This window comes from Streptomyces sp. DG2A-72, assembly GCF_030499575.1.
GTDB lineage: Bacteria > Actinomycetota > Actinomycetes > Streptomycetales > Streptomycetaceae > Streptomyces.
Genome location: NZ_JASTLC010000001.1, coordinates 4,846,452 through 4,864,462, shown reverse-complemented (window position 1 = coordinate 4,864,462; position 18,011 = coordinate 4,846,452). Strand labels below are relative to the sequence as shown.

Annotated in this window: 20 protein-coding genes and 2 pseudogenes; 11 read left to right on the top strand and 11 right to left on the bottom strand. The window is 68.0% G+C overall.

Annotated elements, in window-relative coordinates; all coding sequences use genetic code 11:
- Window positions 1-274: 274 nt before the first annotated feature.
- The 8 genes and pseudogenes from QQY66_RS23090 to QQY66_RS23055 all read right to left on the bottom strand — a co-directional run bounded on the left by QQY66_RS23090 (window position 275) and on the right by QQY66_RS23055 (window position 6,212).
- Window positions 275-1,264, bottom strand: a complete 990-nt coding sequence (locus tag QQY66_RS23090; protein WP_301982233.1) for a hypothetical protein — start codon at window positions 1,262-1,264, stop codon at window positions 275-277.
- Window positions 1,265-1,468: 204 nt separating this feature from the next.
- Entirely contained in the window at window positions 1,469-1,873 is a 405-nt protein-coding gene (locus QQY66_RS23085) for a hypothetical protein (protein WP_301982232.1), read from the bottom strand.
- Window positions 1,874-2,613: 740 nt separating this feature from the next.
- On the bottom strand, window positions 2,614-3,210 hold the full coding sequence (locus QQY66_RS23080; RefSeq protein WP_301982231.1) for a hypothetical protein: 597 nt from the start codon (window positions 3,208-3,210) through the stop codon (window positions 2,614-2,616).
- A gap of 383 nt (window positions 3,211-3,593) precedes the next feature.
- The gene (locus QQY66_RS23075; RefSeq protein ID WP_301982230.1) at window positions 3,594-4,136 is read right to left on the bottom strand and encodes an NUDIX hydrolase; all 543 of its coding nucleotides are present in this window, start codon (window positions 4,134-4,136) and stop codon (window positions 3,594-3,596) included.
- Entirely contained in the window at window positions 4,133-4,522 is a 390-nt protein-coding gene (locus QQY66_RS23070; protein ID WP_301982229.1) for a hypothetical protein, read from the bottom strand. Before QQY66_RS23070 ends, QQY66_RS23075 begins: the two co-directional genes overlap by 4 nt.
- A 96-nt stretch (window positions 4,523-4,618) precedes the next feature.
- Window positions 4,619-5,464: pseudogene (locus tag QQY66_RS23065) on the bottom strand (helix-turn-helix domain-containing protein).
- A 27-nt stretch (window positions 5,465-5,491) separates the two neighbouring features.
- On the bottom strand, window positions 5,492-6,004 hold the full coding sequence (locus QQY66_RS23060) for a DUF6879 family protein (protein ID WP_301987457.1): 513 nt from the start codon (window positions 6,002-6,004) through the stop codon (window positions 5,492-5,494).
- On the bottom strand, window positions 5,982-6,212 hold the full coding sequence (locus tag QQY66_RS23055) for a hypothetical protein (RefSeq protein WP_301982228.1): 231 nt from the start codon (window positions 6,210-6,212) through the stop codon (window positions 5,982-5,984). The genes QQY66_RS23060 and QQY66_RS23055 overlap by 23 nt, the downstream gene beginning before the upstream one ends.
- 498 nt (window positions 6,213-6,710) lie before the next feature.
- Between QQY66_RS23055 and QQY66_RS23050 the strand changes: the two genes are divergently transcribed.
- The 4 genes from QQY66_RS23050 (at window position 6,711) to QQY66_RS23035 (ending at window position 9,969) form a co-directional block, all read left to right on the top strand.
- On the top strand, window positions 6,711-7,394 hold the full coding sequence (locus QQY66_RS23050) for a DUF317 domain-containing protein (RefSeq protein ID WP_301987456.1): 684 nt from the start codon (window positions 6,711-6,713) through the stop codon (window positions 7,392-7,394).
- A 450-nt stretch (window positions 7,395-7,844) separates the two neighbouring features.
- Window positions 7,845-8,270 carry an STAS domain-containing protein gene (locus QQY66_RS23045; protein WP_301982226.1) on the top strand — a complete coding sequence of 142 codons (426 nt, stop codon included), beginning with the start codon at window positions 7,845-7,847 and terminating at the stop codon, window positions 8,268-8,270.
- 62 nt (window positions 8,271-8,332) lie between these two features.
- Window positions 8,333-8,956, top strand: a complete 624-nt coding sequence (locus tag QQY66_RS23040; protein ID WP_301982224.1) for a hypothetical protein — start codon at window positions 8,333-8,335, stop codon at window positions 8,954-8,956.
- A 296-nt stretch (window positions 8,957-9,252) separates the two neighbouring features.
- Window positions 9,253-9,969 (top strand): GAF and ANTAR domain-containing protein, encoded by a 717-nt coding sequence (locus QQY66_RS23035; RefSeq protein ID WP_301982223.1) that lies wholly within the window; start codon window positions 9,253-9,255, stop codon window positions 9,967-9,969.
- A gap of 215 nt (window positions 9,970-10,184) precedes the next feature.
- On the opposite strand, the gene QQY66_RS23030 is transcribed toward QQY66_RS23035, so the two are convergent.
- Window positions 10,185-11,054 (bottom strand): UbiA family prenyltransferase, encoded by an 870-nt coding sequence (locus QQY66_RS23030; protein WP_301982222.1) that lies wholly within the window; start codon window positions 11,052-11,054, stop codon window positions 10,185-10,187.
- 149 nt (window positions 11,055-11,203) lie between these two features.
- Between QQY66_RS23030 and QQY66_RS23025 the strand changes: the two genes are divergently transcribed.
- Genes QQY66_RS23025 through QQY66_RS23015 form a run of 3 tightly spaced genes read left to right on the top strand, consistent with a single transcriptional unit; the run spans window position 11,204 to window position 13,858 of the window.
- Complete coding sequence (locus QQY66_RS23025) at window positions 11,204-12,271, top strand: type III polyketide synthase (RefSeq protein ID WP_301982221.1); 1,068 nt, start codon at window positions 11,204-11,206, stop codon at window positions 12,269-12,271.
- Window positions 12,272-12,308: 37 nt separating this feature from the next.
- Window positions 12,309-12,848: an isoprenylcysteine carboxyl methyltransferase family protein gene (locus QQY66_RS23020; protein WP_301982220.1), complete on the top strand. Its 540-nt coding sequence runs from the start codon at window positions 12,309-12,311 to the stop codon at window positions 12,846-12,848.
- On the top strand, window positions 12,845-13,858 hold the full coding sequence (locus tag QQY66_RS23015) for an NAD(P)/FAD-dependent oxidoreductase (protein WP_301982219.1): 1,014 nt from the start codon (window positions 12,845-12,847) through the stop codon (window positions 13,856-13,858). The genes QQY66_RS23020 and QQY66_RS23015 overlap by 4 nt, the downstream gene beginning before the upstream one ends.
- Before the next feature lie 248 nt (window positions 13,859-14,106).
- Here the strand turns inward: QQY66_RS23015 and QQY66_RS23010 are convergent, their stop codons facing one another.
- Window positions 14,107-14,427: a three-helix bundle dimerization domain-containing protein gene (locus tag QQY66_RS23010; RefSeq protein ID WP_301982218.1), complete on the bottom strand. Its 321-nt coding sequence runs from the start codon at window positions 14,425-14,427 to the stop codon at window positions 14,107-14,109.
- A 363-nt stretch (window positions 14,428-14,790) separates the two neighbouring features.
- Here QQY66_RS23010 and QQY66_RS23005 point away from each other — a divergent pair, with 363 nt between their 5' ends.
- A complete protein-coding gene (locus QQY66_RS23005; protein WP_301982217.1) occupies window positions 14,791-15,003 on the top strand; it encodes a hypothetical protein in 213 nt (70 codons plus the stop codon).
- A 176-nt stretch (window positions 15,004-15,179) separates the two neighbouring features.
- Here QQY66_RS23005 and QQY66_RS23000 read toward each other — a convergent pair.
- Window positions 15,180-15,563, bottom strand: a pseudogene (locus QQY66_RS23000) (Asp23/Gls24 family envelope stress response protein); the annotation flags it as partial.
- Window positions 15,564-16,115: 552 nt separating this feature from the next.
- Between QQY66_RS23000 and QQY66_RS22995 the strand changes: the two are divergent.
- Genes QQY66_RS22995 through QQY66_RS22985 form a run of 3 tightly spaced genes read left to right on the top strand, consistent with a single transcriptional unit; the run spans window position 16,116 to window position 17,961 of the window.
- Window positions 16,116-16,541, top strand: coding sequence for an STAS domain-containing protein (locus tag QQY66_RS22995; RefSeq protein ID WP_301982216.1), 426 nt, complete (start codon window positions 16,116-16,118; stop codon window positions 16,539-16,541).
- Between the two features lie 56 nt (window positions 16,542-16,597).
- Entirely contained in the window at window positions 16,598-17,203 is a 606-nt protein-coding gene (locus QQY66_RS22990; RefSeq protein WP_301987455.1) for a hypothetical protein, read from the top strand.
- Window positions 17,200-17,961 (top strand): ANTAR domain-containing protein, encoded by a 762-nt coding sequence (locus QQY66_RS22985; protein ID WP_301982215.1) that lies wholly within the window; start codon window positions 17,200-17,202, stop codon window positions 17,959-17,961. Before QQY66_RS22990 ends, QQY66_RS22985 begins: the two co-directional genes overlap by 4 nt.
- Window positions 17,962-18,011 lie beyond the last annotated feature (50 nt).

Here is an 18,011-nt window from a genome sequence, read left to right as displayed (position 1 = left end):
GAGGGCCGTAGCTCGCGGCGCGCAGTGAGGCGAGCGACGCTGTGGGTGGACTGCCGCTGATCAGGACCGTCGGGGGCGGCAGAGGTTCCAACGGAGCGTCCCAGCAGACCGAAGCCGCTGCCGACGCGACGAATGGGCGGCAGAAGATCTGCCATGCCGAAGAGCCGAGCCGCAATCACCCGTGTCAGGCACTGCCCTTGGCTTGTCCGTCGAGCCTGGCGAAGCAGCCGCAGAGTACTGGGCCACCTTGGCAGCGAAAGCATTCGTCGAATTTCTATTCTTCGCCGACATGAGAAGCGCCATTTTCTACATCATCGGGATGCACGATGGAGTCCTGGATGCCCAAGATGTGCATAAGCGACTTGACCGACACGACCCGGCTATTGCCAATCCAGAGTACTCTGAAGGGGAGGGAGCCCTTCCTGGCCATCTTTGATGCTTGCGATTCTGAGATGCCAATAATGTTGGCAGCCTCGCTGAAGCCAACATATTGCGGCAGGAGATCAGAAATCCGATAGTAAAGATTCTTCCCGTCCACCCATGACCGCCCTGCCTGTGTTGGGGTAATGGCAGGAGAATCTACCTCATCACGGCAACCGCTGCGGAGTTTGTCATGAAGGGTCTTGACGTGGTCCATTACTCCCATTCGTTGCAACAGGGCGCCTGTGCGCTCCCCGCGAATTCTCTCATCGGCCTCCGGATCCCGCACCGTGCTGGCGTCAATGATCGACGAGGCGCGCAGCGTGGAATCTTCCTCATGCGCGGCATCAGCAATCAAACACTCCGCACCTGTTGCACATGTTTCCGAGCTTCCGGATTCCACCAGTTCACGAGCGCTGGTGAACGCGCGAGTCATCATGGTGTCCAGCAGTCTTTTGGAAGGCGTGCCACTTGCCCTGGAGAACCATGCCTCCAGGGCGCCTTCCACCATCGCAGACCTGATGTCAGAGACATCGTAGTGCCATTTTCGCGCCAACTCTTTCGACCATCCCCCAAAGTATGGGGTCAGTAGATCCAGCAGGATCATCAACCATTTTTCTCGCTCCTGGCGGTCACTCTCTCTTGCCAAAGTTCCCACGGACTCCCAGAGCCGCAAGCTTGCTACGGATTTCGATCGACCAAGTCGAACTTTGTCGCGCAAAACTTGATATGTGGGATGGCTCTTGATTGCACACACTTGAACATCGCCCACATGCGCGCAGATGGGCTCTCCGCCGCAGTCGCGCAGAACTCGTTCAGTGATGAGAGCGAAGACATCGCGCATGGTTTTCCTCTCGCACCGTCGGATCGGGCCTACGGAAAATCATGGGTCGCGGCACTGCGCTTCGAAGATTTCTGCTGGAATTCTTCCCTAATCGAGTGAACTATGTTTGGCGGCACAACGATATGTGGGCATGAGTAGCGGTACTCGACAGGTGGCACTCGGCCTATGGGAAACGGGCCGGACTGCAGCGGTCACGGTCCTGGATCAGGAGTCCCCGGTCCAGCGCCCACCAGGCGCCTGGTGCGAGACAGGGGCCGGCAGCGCCGAACAGGATGGACTACGACTGGCTTGGCACGGCCGCGGCTTGGCTTGACGAGCAGCTTCCGGGCCGTCGCCGGGGGCTGTCGCGACCACCGCGACGACCCGCTCCCGGTTGCTGTGGTGTTCCACGAGTGCGGCCAGTCGCGGCGGCTTGGTGCTCGGCGGCTTGACGCCCAGTGCCGCCAGCATGCCGCGCAGTTCGTCGGAGGTCGCGCCCGCGAGCAGCTGCTCCAGCGCAGCATCCAGCGCCAGGGGCGCGTCCCATGTCTGGAGCAGCGATCCGGCCATGCGGAGCTTCCCCGCGCCGTCCGGCCAGGCCAGAGCATGATCGGCCAGCACTTCCAGCACGGCGTCCAGTTCGTCCGCCGCCGCAGCAGCTCCGCCAGGGCATCGCGCGACGCAGGCGCACCCGGCGCTGACAGAGCCTCGGCCACCCGGAGGTGGGGCAGCTCGAGCCGTGGCAGGCATAAGGCCACCGACCCCGGGGCGCTGAAGACGGTCCGCCAGTTCCCCTGCCTACCGCGGCTTCGGAGGGGGCATGGCGTCCCCTCGCGCTCCCGAGCAGGCGTGCCAGACGAGAGCCGTCGAGGCTGCCCAGCCATGACATCAGCGTTGATCGGGACTGCACGCGGGATGCAATCTCGTCATACCAGGGAGTCGCAGCGGGGCCGGAATCTCGGCGCCGGGTTCAAGAATGGCGTACCCCCATGGTTGGCGGGTGCCGCATGAGGGCTGGGTCCCCCCAGTGAGCGTTGGCGGCTTGTGGCCCGCCTCGACTGCAACGCGCGGGGCCGACCGGAACCTGCGCCAGCGGCTCAGGGGCGGCTACCACCGTGTCGTCTACACCGTCTAGGACGGCCAACTCATCGCCGTGTGGATCCTGGCCGTCGGTAACCGTCGCGGCATCTACCGCCAGGTTCCGTAGGGTCCGCCACAGCTGGTGCTGGCGAGCCGCCGTGATGCGGAAGCGTGCGCTGGGCTGTTCGCCGAGATGTCCTGAATGTCAGCTGTAAGCGCAACCCAAAATGCAACCAGTCCACGCCGAAGAGCCGAGCCGCAATCGCGGCTCGGCTCTCCGTTTCGCCTGTTCAGGCGGCTGCGGAGGATACGAGATTCGAACTCGTGAGGGGTTGCCCCCAACACGCTTTCCAAATGTTCGTCCGGGGGTTCGGCGGGGGGCGGGGGCGTTCTGACCTGGGGTGGAACGGGTGATGGCGGCGCTCCTGGACGGTGCCGGACGGGGGTGAATGAGACCAGAACTGAGACCAAGGTGCCCAGTGTTCTGCCTGGTCAGGCGTGCATCCGGGCCCACGCGACGTGCCGATCAGGGGCCGGTGTCGCTCGGCTGGCTGCGTGGCCGTGTCGGAGTCTGTGGATGCGGATTGTCCCCTCGGGCGGAGGCTCATCTCGCGGAAGCCGTGGTCATGGTGTGCGGCCCAGGCAGTACACCGCAGAGCGTTGCCGCACATCGTCGCGATCGAGCCGTCAGCGTTGAAGCAGCCGACTTCGAGGACGGCCGGGCTGATGCTGATCAGGCTGCTGATGACGAGGCCGTCCGCGCCTACGCCGGTTCGTCTGGCGCAGAGGCGCTCGGCCTCCTTTGGCCAGTCCTTCTCGTTGTTCGGCGCGGGGTCGGATAACAGGACGAAGTCGTTCCCCGCTCCGTGGATCTTGCGGAAGTGCATGGCGAAGCTCCTCGCTGGCGTGAGGTGATAGTTCTCGTGATGGCTGAATGGGGCTTCGGGTCAGAGGAGTTCGACGGGCCGATACGTGGTCGCCGACTCCTTCATGACCCACGGGGAGTGCCCGTCGAAGATCAGAACCCGGTGCCCCGCGGTGCCGGCGGACCTCATGTCGCGGACCCGCAGGTACAACCCGTCAAGGAAAACGAAATCGCCTATGTGGACATCGCTTGGTTGCCTGTAACCGGGGATGGTGCCGAGGGGAGGAACGGAGGTTGGTTCGGTGGTGCGGCGCTCGTACATTCAGCCTCTCCAGATGGCCAGGAGGATCGAACCGTCGAGTGCCGAGAGGCTTGCCACGTAGCAGAGTTGTTGGTTTCGGGGGCTCACGGGGCACCGACCAGGTGGCCGTGAAGGCGGTCGCGGACTGACGGGATACCGATCTCCCCAAGGGGCATCCAGGCCGCTGCGCCGGCTTCGATCACCATCGGAGCGATGGCGCCGGAGTGGGCCCGGAAGAGGTATCTGAAGCCGATCCGGAGGCGGGGGCCGTACCTGTGTTGCCCCGCTCTGGTCACGTCGATCAGGAAGGGGCCATCGCTGTCGGGCTCCGTCCATACTTCGCGAATGCCGACTGCCTCGGTCAACAGACGCAGGGCGGCCTCGCTGAGTGAGTCGTCCTGTGCCTCCGGCTCCGCTTCGGCGAGGGCATAGGCTCCTTCGTGCCGCAGGGACAGGACGCGATTGCGTTCGTCGACGACGACCGCGCCCGTCGTCACGAAGGGGCAGCGCCGGCTGTGGCTGCAGGTCCCGCGCTGTGCGTGGTCGCGGGCGGCGTCGTACACCGGCATCAGCGCCATCTGCTCGTCAGGGTGCTCGTGGATGTAGTGGGACAGCTCCCGGACGATCTGGTCCTCCCGGACACTCACGGGGCACCGAGCCCGTGGCGCTGTGTGTAGATCCACAGGAGCCTGCGCGTGATGTCGGCAACATCCCGGAGGTAGATGAAGACGCCGAACGACGGAGTCTCCGCGGTCGGACGGTTCTGCAAGTCGATGAGCCGGTACCCCTTGCGGAACAACTCCCGCACGTCCTCGTCCTCGTTCGCCCCCAGATCCTCACCGAGTAGAAGGTTGAGGTGCCCGACGATCTCCGGCAGGGACGCGTCCATGTCCTTGCGGGTGGAGGTGGCCATCTGCATGGAGAGGGCTGCCTCGGTGCTCTCCGAAATCGTCTCGACGGCGACCGGGAGAACTTCGGTACCCGCGCTGTCGGTTGCTCTCGATGCCTTGCCACTACTTGCCGCAGTGATCACCGTCTCGCCCCTTCAGTGCGCGTTTCCGGCCGTGCCAGTAACGCTAAGAAGGGCGACAGGAGGGGCTCTACGAGTGTGCCGGAACTTGCCCGGCATTCACCCCAGGGATTCGATAGCTGCCGTGATGAGTTCGCGCGCTGCCGGGCCGTAGACGGCAAGTTCGGCCAGATCCGTGAACGTCTGGGCATACATGGCAAGTTCGTGCTTCTGCGTGACGGCGAGATGGGCCGAAACGAGTTCGACGTGGACCGTGTGGTCGTCGTACAGGAAGAAGCCCTCGACAGGCCAGAGGCTTGAACGGTCGGCGTCTTCAGGAATGATGCCGAGGCTCCACCGAGGGGAGTGCCATAACGCTGAGCAGATAGCCCAGTTGACCGGCCATCACGTCCGTTCCGCCTATGCGCTTTCGGAGTTCTCCCTCTTCCAGGAGGATCGCGAACGTGTGATTGCCGTACACGATCTGCTGCTTCTCCACACGCACCTTGACGGCCGCCGGCACGTCATCAATGAGGCCGCGACGGTCGCGAATAGAGGTGAGCAGTGCGGTGATGTACGAGGCCGTCTGCACGGGGCCGGGAATGAGCCACGGCGAGTAGATGCGGAAGCGTTGGGTGCGTTCCCACAGGGGGAGGACGGACTCCTGTGCCTGCTTCAGGCCGGTGCGCTCCATCCGGCGCCACTCGACATACATGCCCTCGATGCCGCGGGCTGTCGAGACGAGATCCTCGGCCGCGCTCTCCGCACCGCAAGCGGTGGCCCACGCACGAAGGTCGCGCTCCGAGGGCGGACGCTGCCGCTCTCGAAGCGCGAACACTTTGACTCATGCCAGCCGAGACTGTTGGCCAACGCTCGCTTGGTGAGGCCGGCTTCGAGCCGGATTTCGCTCAGGCGTTTCCCCAGGGCCCTGCGGGCTTCCTGAACGCTCGAAGATGGCGATGTCATGTCGCTGCGATGATGCTGTTCGGGCTGTCAGGCCGACTGGAACTCTGCGTGCGGTGTCGCCCGCGCCCATACGGCCTCGAAGGCCGACTCGCAGAGCTTTGCCACCTCGGGGTCCTCCGTGAGTTCCACCTCCATGTTCTCGCCTTCGCCGTCGAAGTGGTTGACGAGGACGAGGCTGGAGTCGAAGAGCCAGAAGTCGTTGCCCGGAAGCGCGAGGCCCGTTGCGTTTCGCCGGGAGAGCCAGCGCACGTCTTCGCCGGCGGCGATGTTGAGTCCGTTCGTCACGTCGTACTCGAAGCGGATGTACTCGCTGACGGGAGTCGAGACGACTCGGGCCCGGCGCACCTCGACACCTCGCGAGGTCGCCTCCGTGACGATGCTGTGCCAGTCGCCCCAGCGTTCGGCCGGGTCGAGTGTCATGCCGGCTTTCCAGTCGATGAAGGCCGGGTCCGACTTCATGTAGGCGTCGCGCATCTCCAGATGGACGGCCGTCCGCTGGCAGTCGCGGAACAGCTCCTCAAACGTCGGGGTCCTCATCAGCCTTCTTCACCTTCAGGAAGAACTGCACCATGCGCCGGGGGATCTCCACCACCGACTCATGGCCGGGGATGTCCATCTGCCCGAGACGCTCGATGTCCTCCACCTTCAGCCCCTGCACGAGGTAGCTGTCCTTCTCCTCGTCGAGGTAGATGGTGGGGGAGCCGCCACTGGGACTCTCCGGGTCCTTACCGAGCTCACGCAGGGCCATGATGTCCTCCTCGGATGCCGGTAACGATCTCTGTGCCAGAGCTTGCCCGCGGCTGTGCCGTGGAGCGAGGAACTTGCCGAAACTTGCCAGGCGTACGGAAGTTGACCTTACGCGGCAGGGGGCAGAACGACGAGCAGCCGGGCCAGCCGCAGCACCCCAGGGATGGCCGGATTTTGATCGCTGTCTGCCCCTCTTCGAGGCCGGGAGAAGCGGCGTCGCCTCAGGCCGGGAAACGGCTGAAGTCGGCCGTCGAGCGGGGAAACCGTGGTCGATGCGCACGTGCGCATGGGCGCGGTTCACTTCGGCGATTCACCAGTTCGCCGGAGGCAGACAGGGAAGATCCCGAAACCACTGGTGCTCTGCGGACGAGCATGTCAACGTGGACGACCTTCCGAAACCCCAGGTCAACGACGGTCAGTAACCCATCCCGAGCGCACGGAGGCGCCCCTGTACCCGCACCACCCCAGCGATCCTTCCCGTCCCGACTTGCCGGACCCCGTGTACTGGGTCACCCCGCGTCACCTCGCCGGTGACGACGGTGTTTTCGCCGAGCGGGTCGGCGACACCCTGGCCGGCCTCGGCTGGCGCATGTGGCTCACCTCGCGCCACACCCTGCTGTATGTGAGCCCGGACGAGCTGCGTGGCGCCGAGTGGATTCTCGCGGCGTACCCGTTCGATCTGGGCGGACTGCCTGTTGCCTGGCAATTGAGTGCCCGCCCGCATGCCATGCCCGTGATGGCGGAGTGGAACGCGTACTTCACCACCGGCGTTCCGTACGAGGCGCTCGCCGACCTTCTCCTGGCGATCGATGTCCGTGAGGCACCCAACGTCGACTTCGCGGGGCCCGAAACGGTCCTCGACGCGCTCAGTGCCAGAGGTTGGATCCGCGACGTGGATCGGCCTCGTACCACCGCCACGGACCCTTGGTTGTCTTCCAGCGTCTCCCTGGAGATCGTGCCGCCGCTCATCGAGGACGCCGACCCGCTCCCTGATCTGGTGGGTTGGCAGGCGTGGGCGGAACCCGTGCTCGGCGCCCCATGTCTGTGGTGCGCGAGCTTCAGTGCCAGCGTCCCCCACGACCTGGTCGCCGCGTTCGCGTCCTCGCTTGCCTCACCTGTCCCGGTGCCCCGCCACACCGTGCCCAAGAGCGCCGAGGGGCGACTCACAGTCGTCCGCCGCTGACAGCGGTCGTGCCAAGCTGGTCGGGTGGCCCGGGGGGCGATTCCCCCGGGCCACCCGACCACAGTTGGACGGCATTCGTCGGGTACGCCAAGCAGGGGTAGTGCGGCTCACTCTCGTGTGCAGGATTGGGGCAAGACGACGCGGACCCGTCGGAGCCGCCCGATCACCACCGTGTAAACATCGCGATGCGCCTCTGCCGAGCCGACCGTGGGAGCGGCCTCAGGACTATGCTGCGTACGGACGTCCCAGACCCCGGCGGGCCACCGCTGCTTGGCGCACACGCCTGCGGAGAGCGGATCACTCGTCCGGTCGCCCAGCGCATCCCCGAGGGAACCGACTGGGTCCTACGCCCCGGAACATCGGCTGCTGGATCGGTCATTCACCTGCCCGCACGACAGTACGACCGTACCGGGAGCCCGGCACGGTCTCGTGAACCGAGGCACCCCGCCCATGAGCAGCCCACCCACCCTGAACGTCTACCGGCACGATACGGGCAACAGGGCGATGGTCACCCTGACCGGTGAGATCGACCTGAGTTCGGCGCCTCTGGTGCACGCGTCACTGGAGCGGTGTCTGCGCGACGGCATCCGTGCCGTCGACGTCGACGGCACCACTGTGACGTTGTGCGACTGCAGCGGCTTCAACGCCTTCCTCTACGCCTTGATGCACACTGCCGCGGCCGGAGAATCCCTGCAACTGCACCACCCCAGCCCGGCGTTGGAACGGCTCGTCGTCCTCACCGGATCCGGCTCCCTCTTCCTCGCCCTCCCGGACGTCTTCGCCGGGAGCCGGCCGCCCCCGTGGCCCTCTCCCGTACACCAGGCCGCGCACCGGCTCGCTCCGGCACTGCCTGCGCTCCCGGGCGGCGTGTTGTGACGGCCCCGCCCGGGCCCATCCGGTCGCGGCGGCGCGCAGACCGCCATCCGCTCGCCACGCGCATGACGCCCCTGAGCCTGCGCCGGTTCAACCGCTGGCAGGCTGAGCGCCTGCGGGAGGACCTGGCGGACCTGTACACGGAGTCCTGCGCCACGCCACCCGGTGGGGAGTACCGCGGTCGGAAGGACTTCCTGCGCCGTCTCACACGTGACACCTGGCGACCGGGGTTCGCCATGCTGACCGCCGAGACATCGAACTTGGCGGGGTACGCGTTCGGATTCCCCGTGCCGCGTGACGGCTCTTGGTGGAACGGATTCCGCGGACCACTCCCGCAAGCCGTCGGGCAGCTCACCGCGTCCGGACAGATCTTCGCTGTCAGCGGGATGGTGGTCCGCCCCTCCGAGCGGTACCACGGCCTGGCCGACCGTCTGCAGGAGCGGCTGCTCGCCGACCACTGGGCTCTGCTCGGCGCGACCCTGGTGGACCGGACCCATCGTGCGGCCCGTGCCGGGTTCCAGTCGCGGGGATGGCGCGACATCGGAGTGGTCTACAGGCCACCGGGTCCTACGGTGCTGCGGGCTCTGGTCCTTCCCCTCGGAGAGCGGACGGCAGCGGAGCCGGGTGACCTCGCACACCATGCACGGTCCAGCGGCCGCAGGAGCACCAGGGGCGAGGCACGCGCGTGAGAGTCACCGGATGAGCGGCGAGGTAACAGGTGTGTCCTGTGAGGGTTGATGGCCGGTCGACCCGGGCCCAGGGGCTGGTGGCCGAGCAGGCGGCGGCCCCGTGCTGGCATCGCCATCCTGGTCCTGTGCGGTACGGGGGCGACGAGCCGCACGACGGATGCATGGTCACTGGCGCCGTGATCGCCCCCGCCTCCGCTTCCCTGCGGCCACGAACCCCGGTCGGCGCGACGACGACGCCTGGCAGCGCGTCCCGCACTTCCCCGGCGGAAAGCAGTCCCAAGACAAAGGTGCGTGCGATGGACCAGCAGCTCCTTTCCACGACGTTCGTCGAACTGGCCGACACTCTGGTCGCCGACTTCGACCTGATGGACTTTCTGTGCCTGCTGACCGACCGCTGCGTGGGCATGCTCGGTGTGAGTGCGGCCGGGGTACTGCTCGCCGACCGGAACGGCGAGCTCCGGGTGATGGCCGCCTCCGACGAACAGGTACGTCTTCTGGAGCTCTTCCAGCTCGAGAACGACGAAGGCCCCTGCCTGGAGTGCTTCCGCACCGGCGCACTGATCTCCGTCCCCGACGTGACCACAGAGATCCACCGTTGGCCGCGCTTCGCCGCGCAAGCCCACCACGGTGGGTTCGCGGCGGTCCAGGCCGTGCCGATGCGCCTGCGGGGCGAGGTCGTCGGCGCCCTGAACCTCTTCCGTACCGATGCTGGCTCCTTCGACCCGGTCGGCACACTCGTCGCCCAAGCCCTGGCCGATGTCGCCACCATCAGCCTGCTCCAACAACGCTCCACACACCGCAGCACCGTCCTCAACGAACAGTTGCAGACGGCACTGAGCAGCCGCGTACTGATCGAACAGGCCAAGGGAAAACTCGCCGAACGCCTCAACATCGACATGGAACAAGCCTTCTCCGCACTGCGCGCCTACGCCCGCGCCCACAACCGCCGCCTGTCCGACCTCGCCCGCACCTTTATCGACGGCACCGAACCCCTCAACGGTCTGATCGTCTGACCACCCGCGACCGGCCTCCAACGCATCGCAGTCGTCGCTCGGTCGTTACTGGCGCGTGGACCGGTAGAACGGTAAACGGCAGCTTCATCGGCCGCGTCGTGGTCACGACCGGGCACTGCACGCGCGAGCTGAAGGCAACCGCAGCAGGGATCGGGGAAGTCCCGCTTCCGCCTGTGGGTTTCGTACGGTGTGAGCCGGTCGGCGATGGGGCGCGGTCAGGCGATTCCGGTGCCGCGCAGCAGCAGTAGCGCCACGTCCACCACCGCCACGGCGACCGCTGCCGCGAACGCCGCCCGCTCCCAACGGCGTCCCAGCACCGTCCCCGCCACCGCGACCAGGACGGCCACCGTGAGCGCCGCCACTCCCCACCGGCCGGGTGGTCCGGCGGGCCCCAGCACCAGGACCGCGGACGCGGCCACCAGCGGCACCGGCAGCAGCAGCCGCGCGCCGTCCGGGCCCAGCCGGTGCGGCCATCCCCGTATGCCCGTCGCCAGATCCCCGCGGATGTCCGGCAGTACGTCTCCCAGATGGGCGCCGACCCCCAGCAGGGCCCCGGCGGTGACGACCCACCAGGCCGGCCATGGCTGCGCCGGCAGGCCCAGCGCCACGAAGGCCGGGAGGCTGGCGAAGCCCACCGCGTACGGCGCCCAGGACCATGCTGTCGCCTTGAGCCGCAGGTCGTACGCCCACGCCGCCGCCACCCCGGTCAGGTGAACGGCGCCCGCCCACAGGCCACAGGCGAACGAGAGCGGCACGCACAGCGCCAGCGCCGCATACGCGGCCACCCACACCTCCGTCACACCGACCGCCCCGTCGACGACCGGTTTGCCACGGCGGCCGGCGGCGATGTCCCGGCGCACGTCGAACGCGTCGTTGCACCAGCCGACGGACAGCTGCCCCGTCAGAACGGCTGCGGCGGTCAGGACGCAACGCGCGGCGCTCTGGCCGGCGGTGACGGCCAGAGCGGTCATCAGGGCGGTGACCGCCACGACAGGCCCGGGGTGGCACGATCCGGCCAGGCCACCCGCCCGGCCGGCCCAACTTGCCTCGGGGCCGCGGGGCGTCGACTGCTCGGGAGTGCCCACCCGGCCGATCGTAGGCGCCCGGGCCCCACCCGGCTGGAGCACACACACCCGGGAGGAACGGCCGGACGGGCGATTCATGGTGTCGAAGTCCCGGGCCGGGGAACACGTGGGGAGCAACTCACCCGAGTTGGTAACCGGACGGGAACCATATGACGCGGATCGCCGCAGTTCACGGTGCCCTCGCACCGCACCGTCGCACCCAGTCCGAGATCACCGACATGGTGGCCCGCACCTGCCTGCCGGAGGGCACCGACCGCCGGGTTCTGGACCGGCTGCACCGCAGTGCGAAGGTCGGCTCGCGTCACATGACGCTGCCGCTCGAACGGTACGGGGAACTGGACGGATTCGGCGCCTCCAACGACGTCTTCATCGCCGCCGCCACCGACCTGGGCGCCAAGGCCGTCCGGGGCGCTCTGCACACGGCCGGTCTGACCGCGGCCGACGTGGACCTGCTGATCTTCACCTCCGTCACCGGCATCGCCACCCCCTCGATCGACGCACGGCTGGTCGGCCGCCTCGGACTGCGGCCGGACGTGAAACGGCTGCCCCTGTTCGGCCTGGGCTGTGCCGGCGGCGCCGCCGGCCTGGCCCGTATGCACGACTACCTGCTGGGCCGGCCCGGCCACGTGGCGGTGCTGCTGTCGGTGGAACTGTGCTCGCTCACCTTCCAGCGCAACGACGCCTCCATGGCCAACCTGGTCGCCACCGCACTGTTCGGCGACGGCGCCGCCGCGGTCGTCGCCTGCGGCGAGAACCGCCCCGTCCGCCCGGACGAGAACGTCGGCCCGACGATCGTGGACACCCGCAGCCACCTGTATCCGGACACCGGGCGCGTCATGGGCTGGGACATCAAGGACTCCGGCTTCCAGGTCGTCCTCGACCCGCAGGTCCCCGATGTGGTGCGCCGATACCTCGCCGATGACGTCGAGGGGTTCCTCGGCGACCACGGGATCAAGCCGAAGGACGTGACCGCATGGGTGTGCCACCCGGGAGGCCCGAAGGTCCTTCAGGCCGTCACCGAGGCCCTCGACCTGCCCGAGGAGGCGCTCGATGTGACCTGGCGTCACCTGGCCGACGTGGGCAACCTGTCCTCGTCGTCGGTGCTCCACGTACTGCGCGACACCCTGGCCGGACGCCGCCCGCCGCCGGGCACGCCGGGTGTACTGCTGGCGATGGGGCCCGGCTTCGCCTGCGAACTCGTCCTGCTGCGCTGGTAGTTCGGACCATCGAAGGACACGAAGGACATAGGGACACATGATCTGGTACGGACTGTTGGTGGCCGCCGTCGCCGGCGAGCGCGTCGCCGAACTCGTCGTCGCCCGCCGCAACGAGCGATGGAGCACCGCCCGCGGCGCGACCGTGACCGGGCAGGGCCACTACCCGGCGATGGTCGCCCTGCACACCGGCCTGCTGATCGCCTGCCCGGCCGAGGTGTGGCTGGCCGACCGCCCCTTCGTACCCACCCTGGCCTGGCCGATGCTGGCCGTGCTGGCGGCCTCCCAGGCGCTGCGGTGGTGGTGCATCCACACCCTGGGACCCCGCTGGAACACCCGGGTGATCGTCGTACCCGGCCTGCCGCTGGTGACCGGCGGTCCCTACCGCTGGCGGTGGCTGCGGCACCCGAACTACGTGGCCGTCGTCGCGGAGGGCGTGGCGCTGCCCCTGGTGCACACCGCCTGGGTCACCGCGACCGTGTTCACGGTACTCAACGCCGCCCTGCTCACCGCGCGCATCCGCTGCGAGAACCGGGCGCTTGCCGCCGCGACTACCTCGACCACGACCGCTCCGGCGTGATCGACGTACTGGTGGCCGGCGGCGGACCGGCCGGTCTGGCCGCCGCCATCCACGCCGCGCTCGCCGGTCTGGAGGCCGTCGTCGTCGAACCCCGCACCTCGCCCGTGGACAAGGCATGCGGAGAAGGCGTCATGCCCGGCGGCGTCGCCGCGCTGCGGGCACTGGGCGTCGAGGCCAGTGGCCGCGAACTGCGCGGCATCCGCTATGTGGACGGCACCACCTTCGCCGAAGCGCCCTTCCGCGGCCGCAGCGGGCTGGGAATCCGCCGTACAACGCTGCACTCCGCACTGCACCAGCGCGCGCTCGACCTCGGCGTGCGCATGCTGCCGGGCAAGGTCGGCAAGGTACACCAGAGCGCGGACGCGGTCACCGCCGCCGGGACCACGGCCCGTTGGCTGATCGCCGCCGACGGCCTGCACTCCCCCGTGCGCCGCGGCCTGGGGCTGGAACTGCCGGGCCGCCCCCACGGCCGCTACGGACAGCGCCGGCACTACCGCGTCGAACCGTGGACGGACTTCGTGGAGGTCCACTGGTCCCGGCACGGCGAGGCGTACGTGACACCGATCGGCGACGACCTGGTGGGCGTCGCGATCCTCAGCCGCAGCCGTCGCGGATACGACGAGCACCTGGCCGCCTTCCCGGCTCTCACCGCGTCGCTGCGCGGCCCGGCCGCGACGGAGGTACGCGGCGCCGGACCACTGCGGCAGCGGGTGCGGCGCAGAACCGCCGGCCGGGTCCTGCTCGTCGGCGACGCCGCAGGCTACCTGGACGCCCTCACCGGCGAGGGCATCGCCCTCGCGCTGGCGACGGCCGGGGCCGCCGTCCGCTGCCTGGCCGCCGGGCGACCGAACGCGTACGAGCGCGCCTGGACCCGGTTGACCCGGCGCCACCGACTACTGACCGGGGCCCTGCTGGCCGCGAGCCGCCGTCCCAGCACCGCCCGCCTCATCGTCCCCGCAGCTGCCCGGATGCCCCCGGCGTTCTCAGCCGCGGTCCACGCACTGCAATAGTGGCCAGGCCCCTTTTCATGCTGAACGCTAATAAAACCAATCATATGCGCGCACTCCGCGTCGGCAGAGGTGGGTCACTACACCAGAGGATCGAGTAGCTCCTCAGGGCCGTTTTCCTCTTCGGGCCGTTTCCATGGCGCCTACCGGCCATCGCCAGGACGCATTCCACATGCGACCTGGACCGAGAACTGGCTTGGCAGATGGTCGAGCGGGCCCGTGTGCCAAGTGTCCTTGCACGGGCGCCGTGCCTATGGCGAGCGGGTCAGGGCGACTCGAACCCTTCGATAGGCCCTCGTGATGGAGTGGCCTCGTGTCCCGTCGGAATGCTCGCGAAGGAGAGCCGTGGGATCGGAGCGTCGGGTGAGTTGTTGTAGCTTGGTGCGGCTGTTGTGCTCGACGAGGATCGGCACGTAGTTGGGGATACGAGCGTTGCTGAGCGGCTGGTAGCAGTCCTGCACCACGCCCTGCACGGTTGCAGCCGTCAGCAGGTTGGCGTAGGAGGCCGTCAGTCGGTCCGTCAGCTCCTGAATAGTGTCAGGTATCGCAGCTTCGGCCGTGTTCGCGCCCATGGGGCGCTCCTCACTGTCGCAGACGGCCGACCGCGGCATCCGATCAGGATCCGGGTGCTCGGTGACGGCCTGTCCGCTCCTCATGCTTGCACGGATCGCGTCCGTGGAACGGCTCACCAGATCTGTTGCTGAGCTCGACATGTCGGTTCGTTCGATCTGTGGGCTGGGTGGCCGAGGAGGTTCACGATGCCGGCAGTCCCAGTTGCCTCCCTCACGGCGTCAGCAGGTCAGGCGACCGGGAATCGCTGCCGACCCCGGCGCGGGATTTACGCGACTGATCGACGGCGTCCGGGGCACCCGGCAGGTAGCGGCGCAGCCGCCGGGATCACGTGTGGCTCGTCGTCCATCGGCAGGGGTAGACAGATGCTCGCATTCGTGGCCGTCGCATTCTTCGTCATCGCCTTCATCATCCGTGTCACCGAGACGTCGACCGAGGTGATCTTCAGCCCGACGAGCCTCATGCTTGTCGGGCTCGCTTTCCTCGCTGTGCACTCGGCCGGCGTGGGGTCTGGCTGGTCCACCCGGGGAAGCTCCAGCCGAGGAAGCTCCACCCGGAGAAGCGGAAGTCGACGCTGAGCAAAGCGATGTGTTCCATCCTCTCGCTCACGGATCCGAACCCGGAGCCGCCGCGGATTACCCACCAGCCGGGCCGCGTTGCGCACGGATCAGACGATCACCGCCTGCACTCGGTGACTGTCCCCATGCCGCGGAGGAGCGATGAGGCGGAGTCTCTGCCCCTGGCCGCCTTGCGACTAGAGCACGCGGTCCTGGCCGGCCTCGAGCGTGTCCTCGTCCGGCAGGTGTACGTCGTTGACGGCGATGTTCACCTCGACGACTTCAAGGCCCGTCATCCGTTCCACCGCGGCGATCACGTTTTCGCGGACCTCTGCGGCGATCTCGCGGATGCTGACCCCGTATTCGACGACGACCTGGAGGTCGATGGCGGTCTGTTTCTCGCCGACCTCGACCTTGACGCCGCGCCCCGCGCTCGCGTGCCCGCCGGGGACCCGGTCGCGCACGGCGCCCATGGTACGAGTGAATGCGCCGCCCAGTGCGTTGATTCCGGGCACTTCCCGTGCAGCGATCCCGGCGATCTTCTCCACCACCCCGTCCGCGATGGTCGTCCGGCCGCGGTCTCCGGTGGTTCCTGAGGTCCGGGCCGTGCGGCCTGCAGCATCGTCCCCAGGCCAGTGCTCGGCTCATCGGTATCGGGCTTCTGCAGGGTTGAACCGTTCGGCTCCATCATGCGAAGCCACCATCTCGGGCAGTCGACGGACTGCCCTACCTGAGCGGTTGTTCGCCGCCGCTTTCGTACCGCAGACCCAAGTACCGTGCGGGGCACCCGACATCAGCGCACCGCCACGCTTTGACACCGTCCGCATCCTGAGATGGGACGGCTTCGGACCGTCTGTCGAACTGGGCCAGGGCTATGCTGCTGTACAGGCGTCCCAGACCCCGGCGGCTTGTCGTTCCACGATACAGATGGCTGCGGGGAGCGGACCTTTCGTCCGTCACCCGGTGCAGCCCTGGAGGGAACCGGGTGGGTCCACTGTCCTGTTGCACAGGCCCTCGGACCGGCCCTCGTTCCGCCTCCGCCGAACGTGCGCCCCTGTCGGTAGCGCGCCAAGAGGGGCCGGGAAACCCGGTGTCCCCATCTCGCTGCCGGATGGTCTTTGAACCGAGGCGGCATGCCTGTCCCACAGCTCACCATCCACCGTCATGACCAAAGGCACCGGGCACTGATCACCCTCGCCGGTGAGATCGGCCTGGAATCGGCACCGCTGCTGCGCGCGACACTGGCACGATGCCTGAGCGACGGCATCCGCATCATCGATGTCGACCTCACCCCCGTGACCTTCTGCGACTGCAGCGGCCTCAATACCTTCCTCTACGCCGCGCAGCGGACCACGGAGGCCGGCGGGATCCTACGGCTGCACAACCCGCCACAGTCACTGGGGCGGATCCTCGAGCTCACCGGCTGCGGGTTCCTGCTTCTCGGCCTTCCGCTCGCGCATCTGTCACCGTCTCTCGGGAAAGTCCCTGCCTCGGCCGCTCCAGCCCTGCCGCACCGGAGCGTTCCGCTGGTGCCTGTCCTCTCGGGCGATGCGCGGTGAAGGCCCAGCCCAGGCAGGGGCAGCCGCACCAGCCCCATGCAGGCGAGCCGTCCACCATGGACGCGGTGCGGTTGCGCCGCGTGAACCGCTGGCTGGCACAGGGCCTGAGCGGGGAGCTGGCGGATCTGTACGTCGACTCCCGCGAGACGTCCGCCCCTGAGGCATACCGCAGCAGCAGCCGCCAGGACTTCCTGAACCGTCTCACCGGTGACATCCGCCGGCCGGGGTTCGCCATGGTGATCGCGGAGACGGACCACCTGGTGGGATGCGCCTTCGGGTTCCCGGTGAGCAGTGACGGCTTCTGGTGGCTCGGGTTCGACGGAGCACTGCCGCAGAGCATCGAGCAACTCACCGCCTCCGGCGGCGTCTTCGCGATCACCAGCATCCTGGTCCAACCACACGAACAGGACCAGGACGTGGCCCGCCGTTTGCAGGAGCGGCTGCTGAGCGACCACCAGGCATCCCTCGGCGCCACCTTGGTGGATCAGAACGATCACCCGACCCTCGCCTCACTCCGCTCCTGGGGATGGCTGGACGTGGGAGAGGTACGTCGGCCAACGGACCCGACCATGTTCCGTGCGCTGGTATTCCCCCTAGGGGAACGCACCACGGCGCGACTGGAGGGTCTGGCACACGATGCCTGGACCCGGTGGCCCGGATGAGGTCCGACAGCCGCTCGGCCCGGATCCAGGTGCTGGTCGCAGAACAGGCGGCCCGACGCGGTGCCCGGCCCAGTGTGGTGGACGTGTGCACGGCGGCCGTGGCCGCCCTCCCGGTCGGCGGAGCCGGAGTATCGGCGATGTCCCGGACCGCTGCAAGCCATCCGCTGTGCAGCACCGACACCATCAGCGAACAACTGGAGGAGCTGCAGCTCACCCTGGGTGAAGGACCCTGCGTGGATGCCTTCACCCATGGCTCGGCCGTCCTGACACCCGATCTGCTCACCGGTGAACTGCAGGACCGCTGGACCGTGTTCGCCGATGCTGCCCTGGACGCCGGGGCACGCGCCGTCTTCGCGCTCCCCCTGCAGATCGGGGCGATCAGCCCGGGAGTCCTGGACCTGTACGCCGACGTGCCGACCGTGCTGGACGCGGAGGAGCTAGCCGACGCGCTGGCCTTCGCCGATCTCGCGACGCTGCTCCTGCTCGATGCGCGTATCGAGGAGACGGGCGCGCCGGTCGACGGAGCACTGGCAGACCGGGGCTTCGAGGACCTGGGCGGATACCGGGCGGAGATCGACCAGGCGACCGGCATCCTCACCGTCCAGCTCGGCGTCGGTATCGACGAAGCCTTCGTACGGCTGCGCGCCTACGCCTATACGCAGGGACGCCGGCTCGCCGACGTGGCCGCCGACGTGGTGGCCCACCGGCTCCGCTTCTCCCCCGACACGGAACCGAAACGGACGGACGATGACGCCTGACGCACCGGTTCCGGACGATAAGCGTGCTGCGCTTCCCGCCCCCTCCCGGC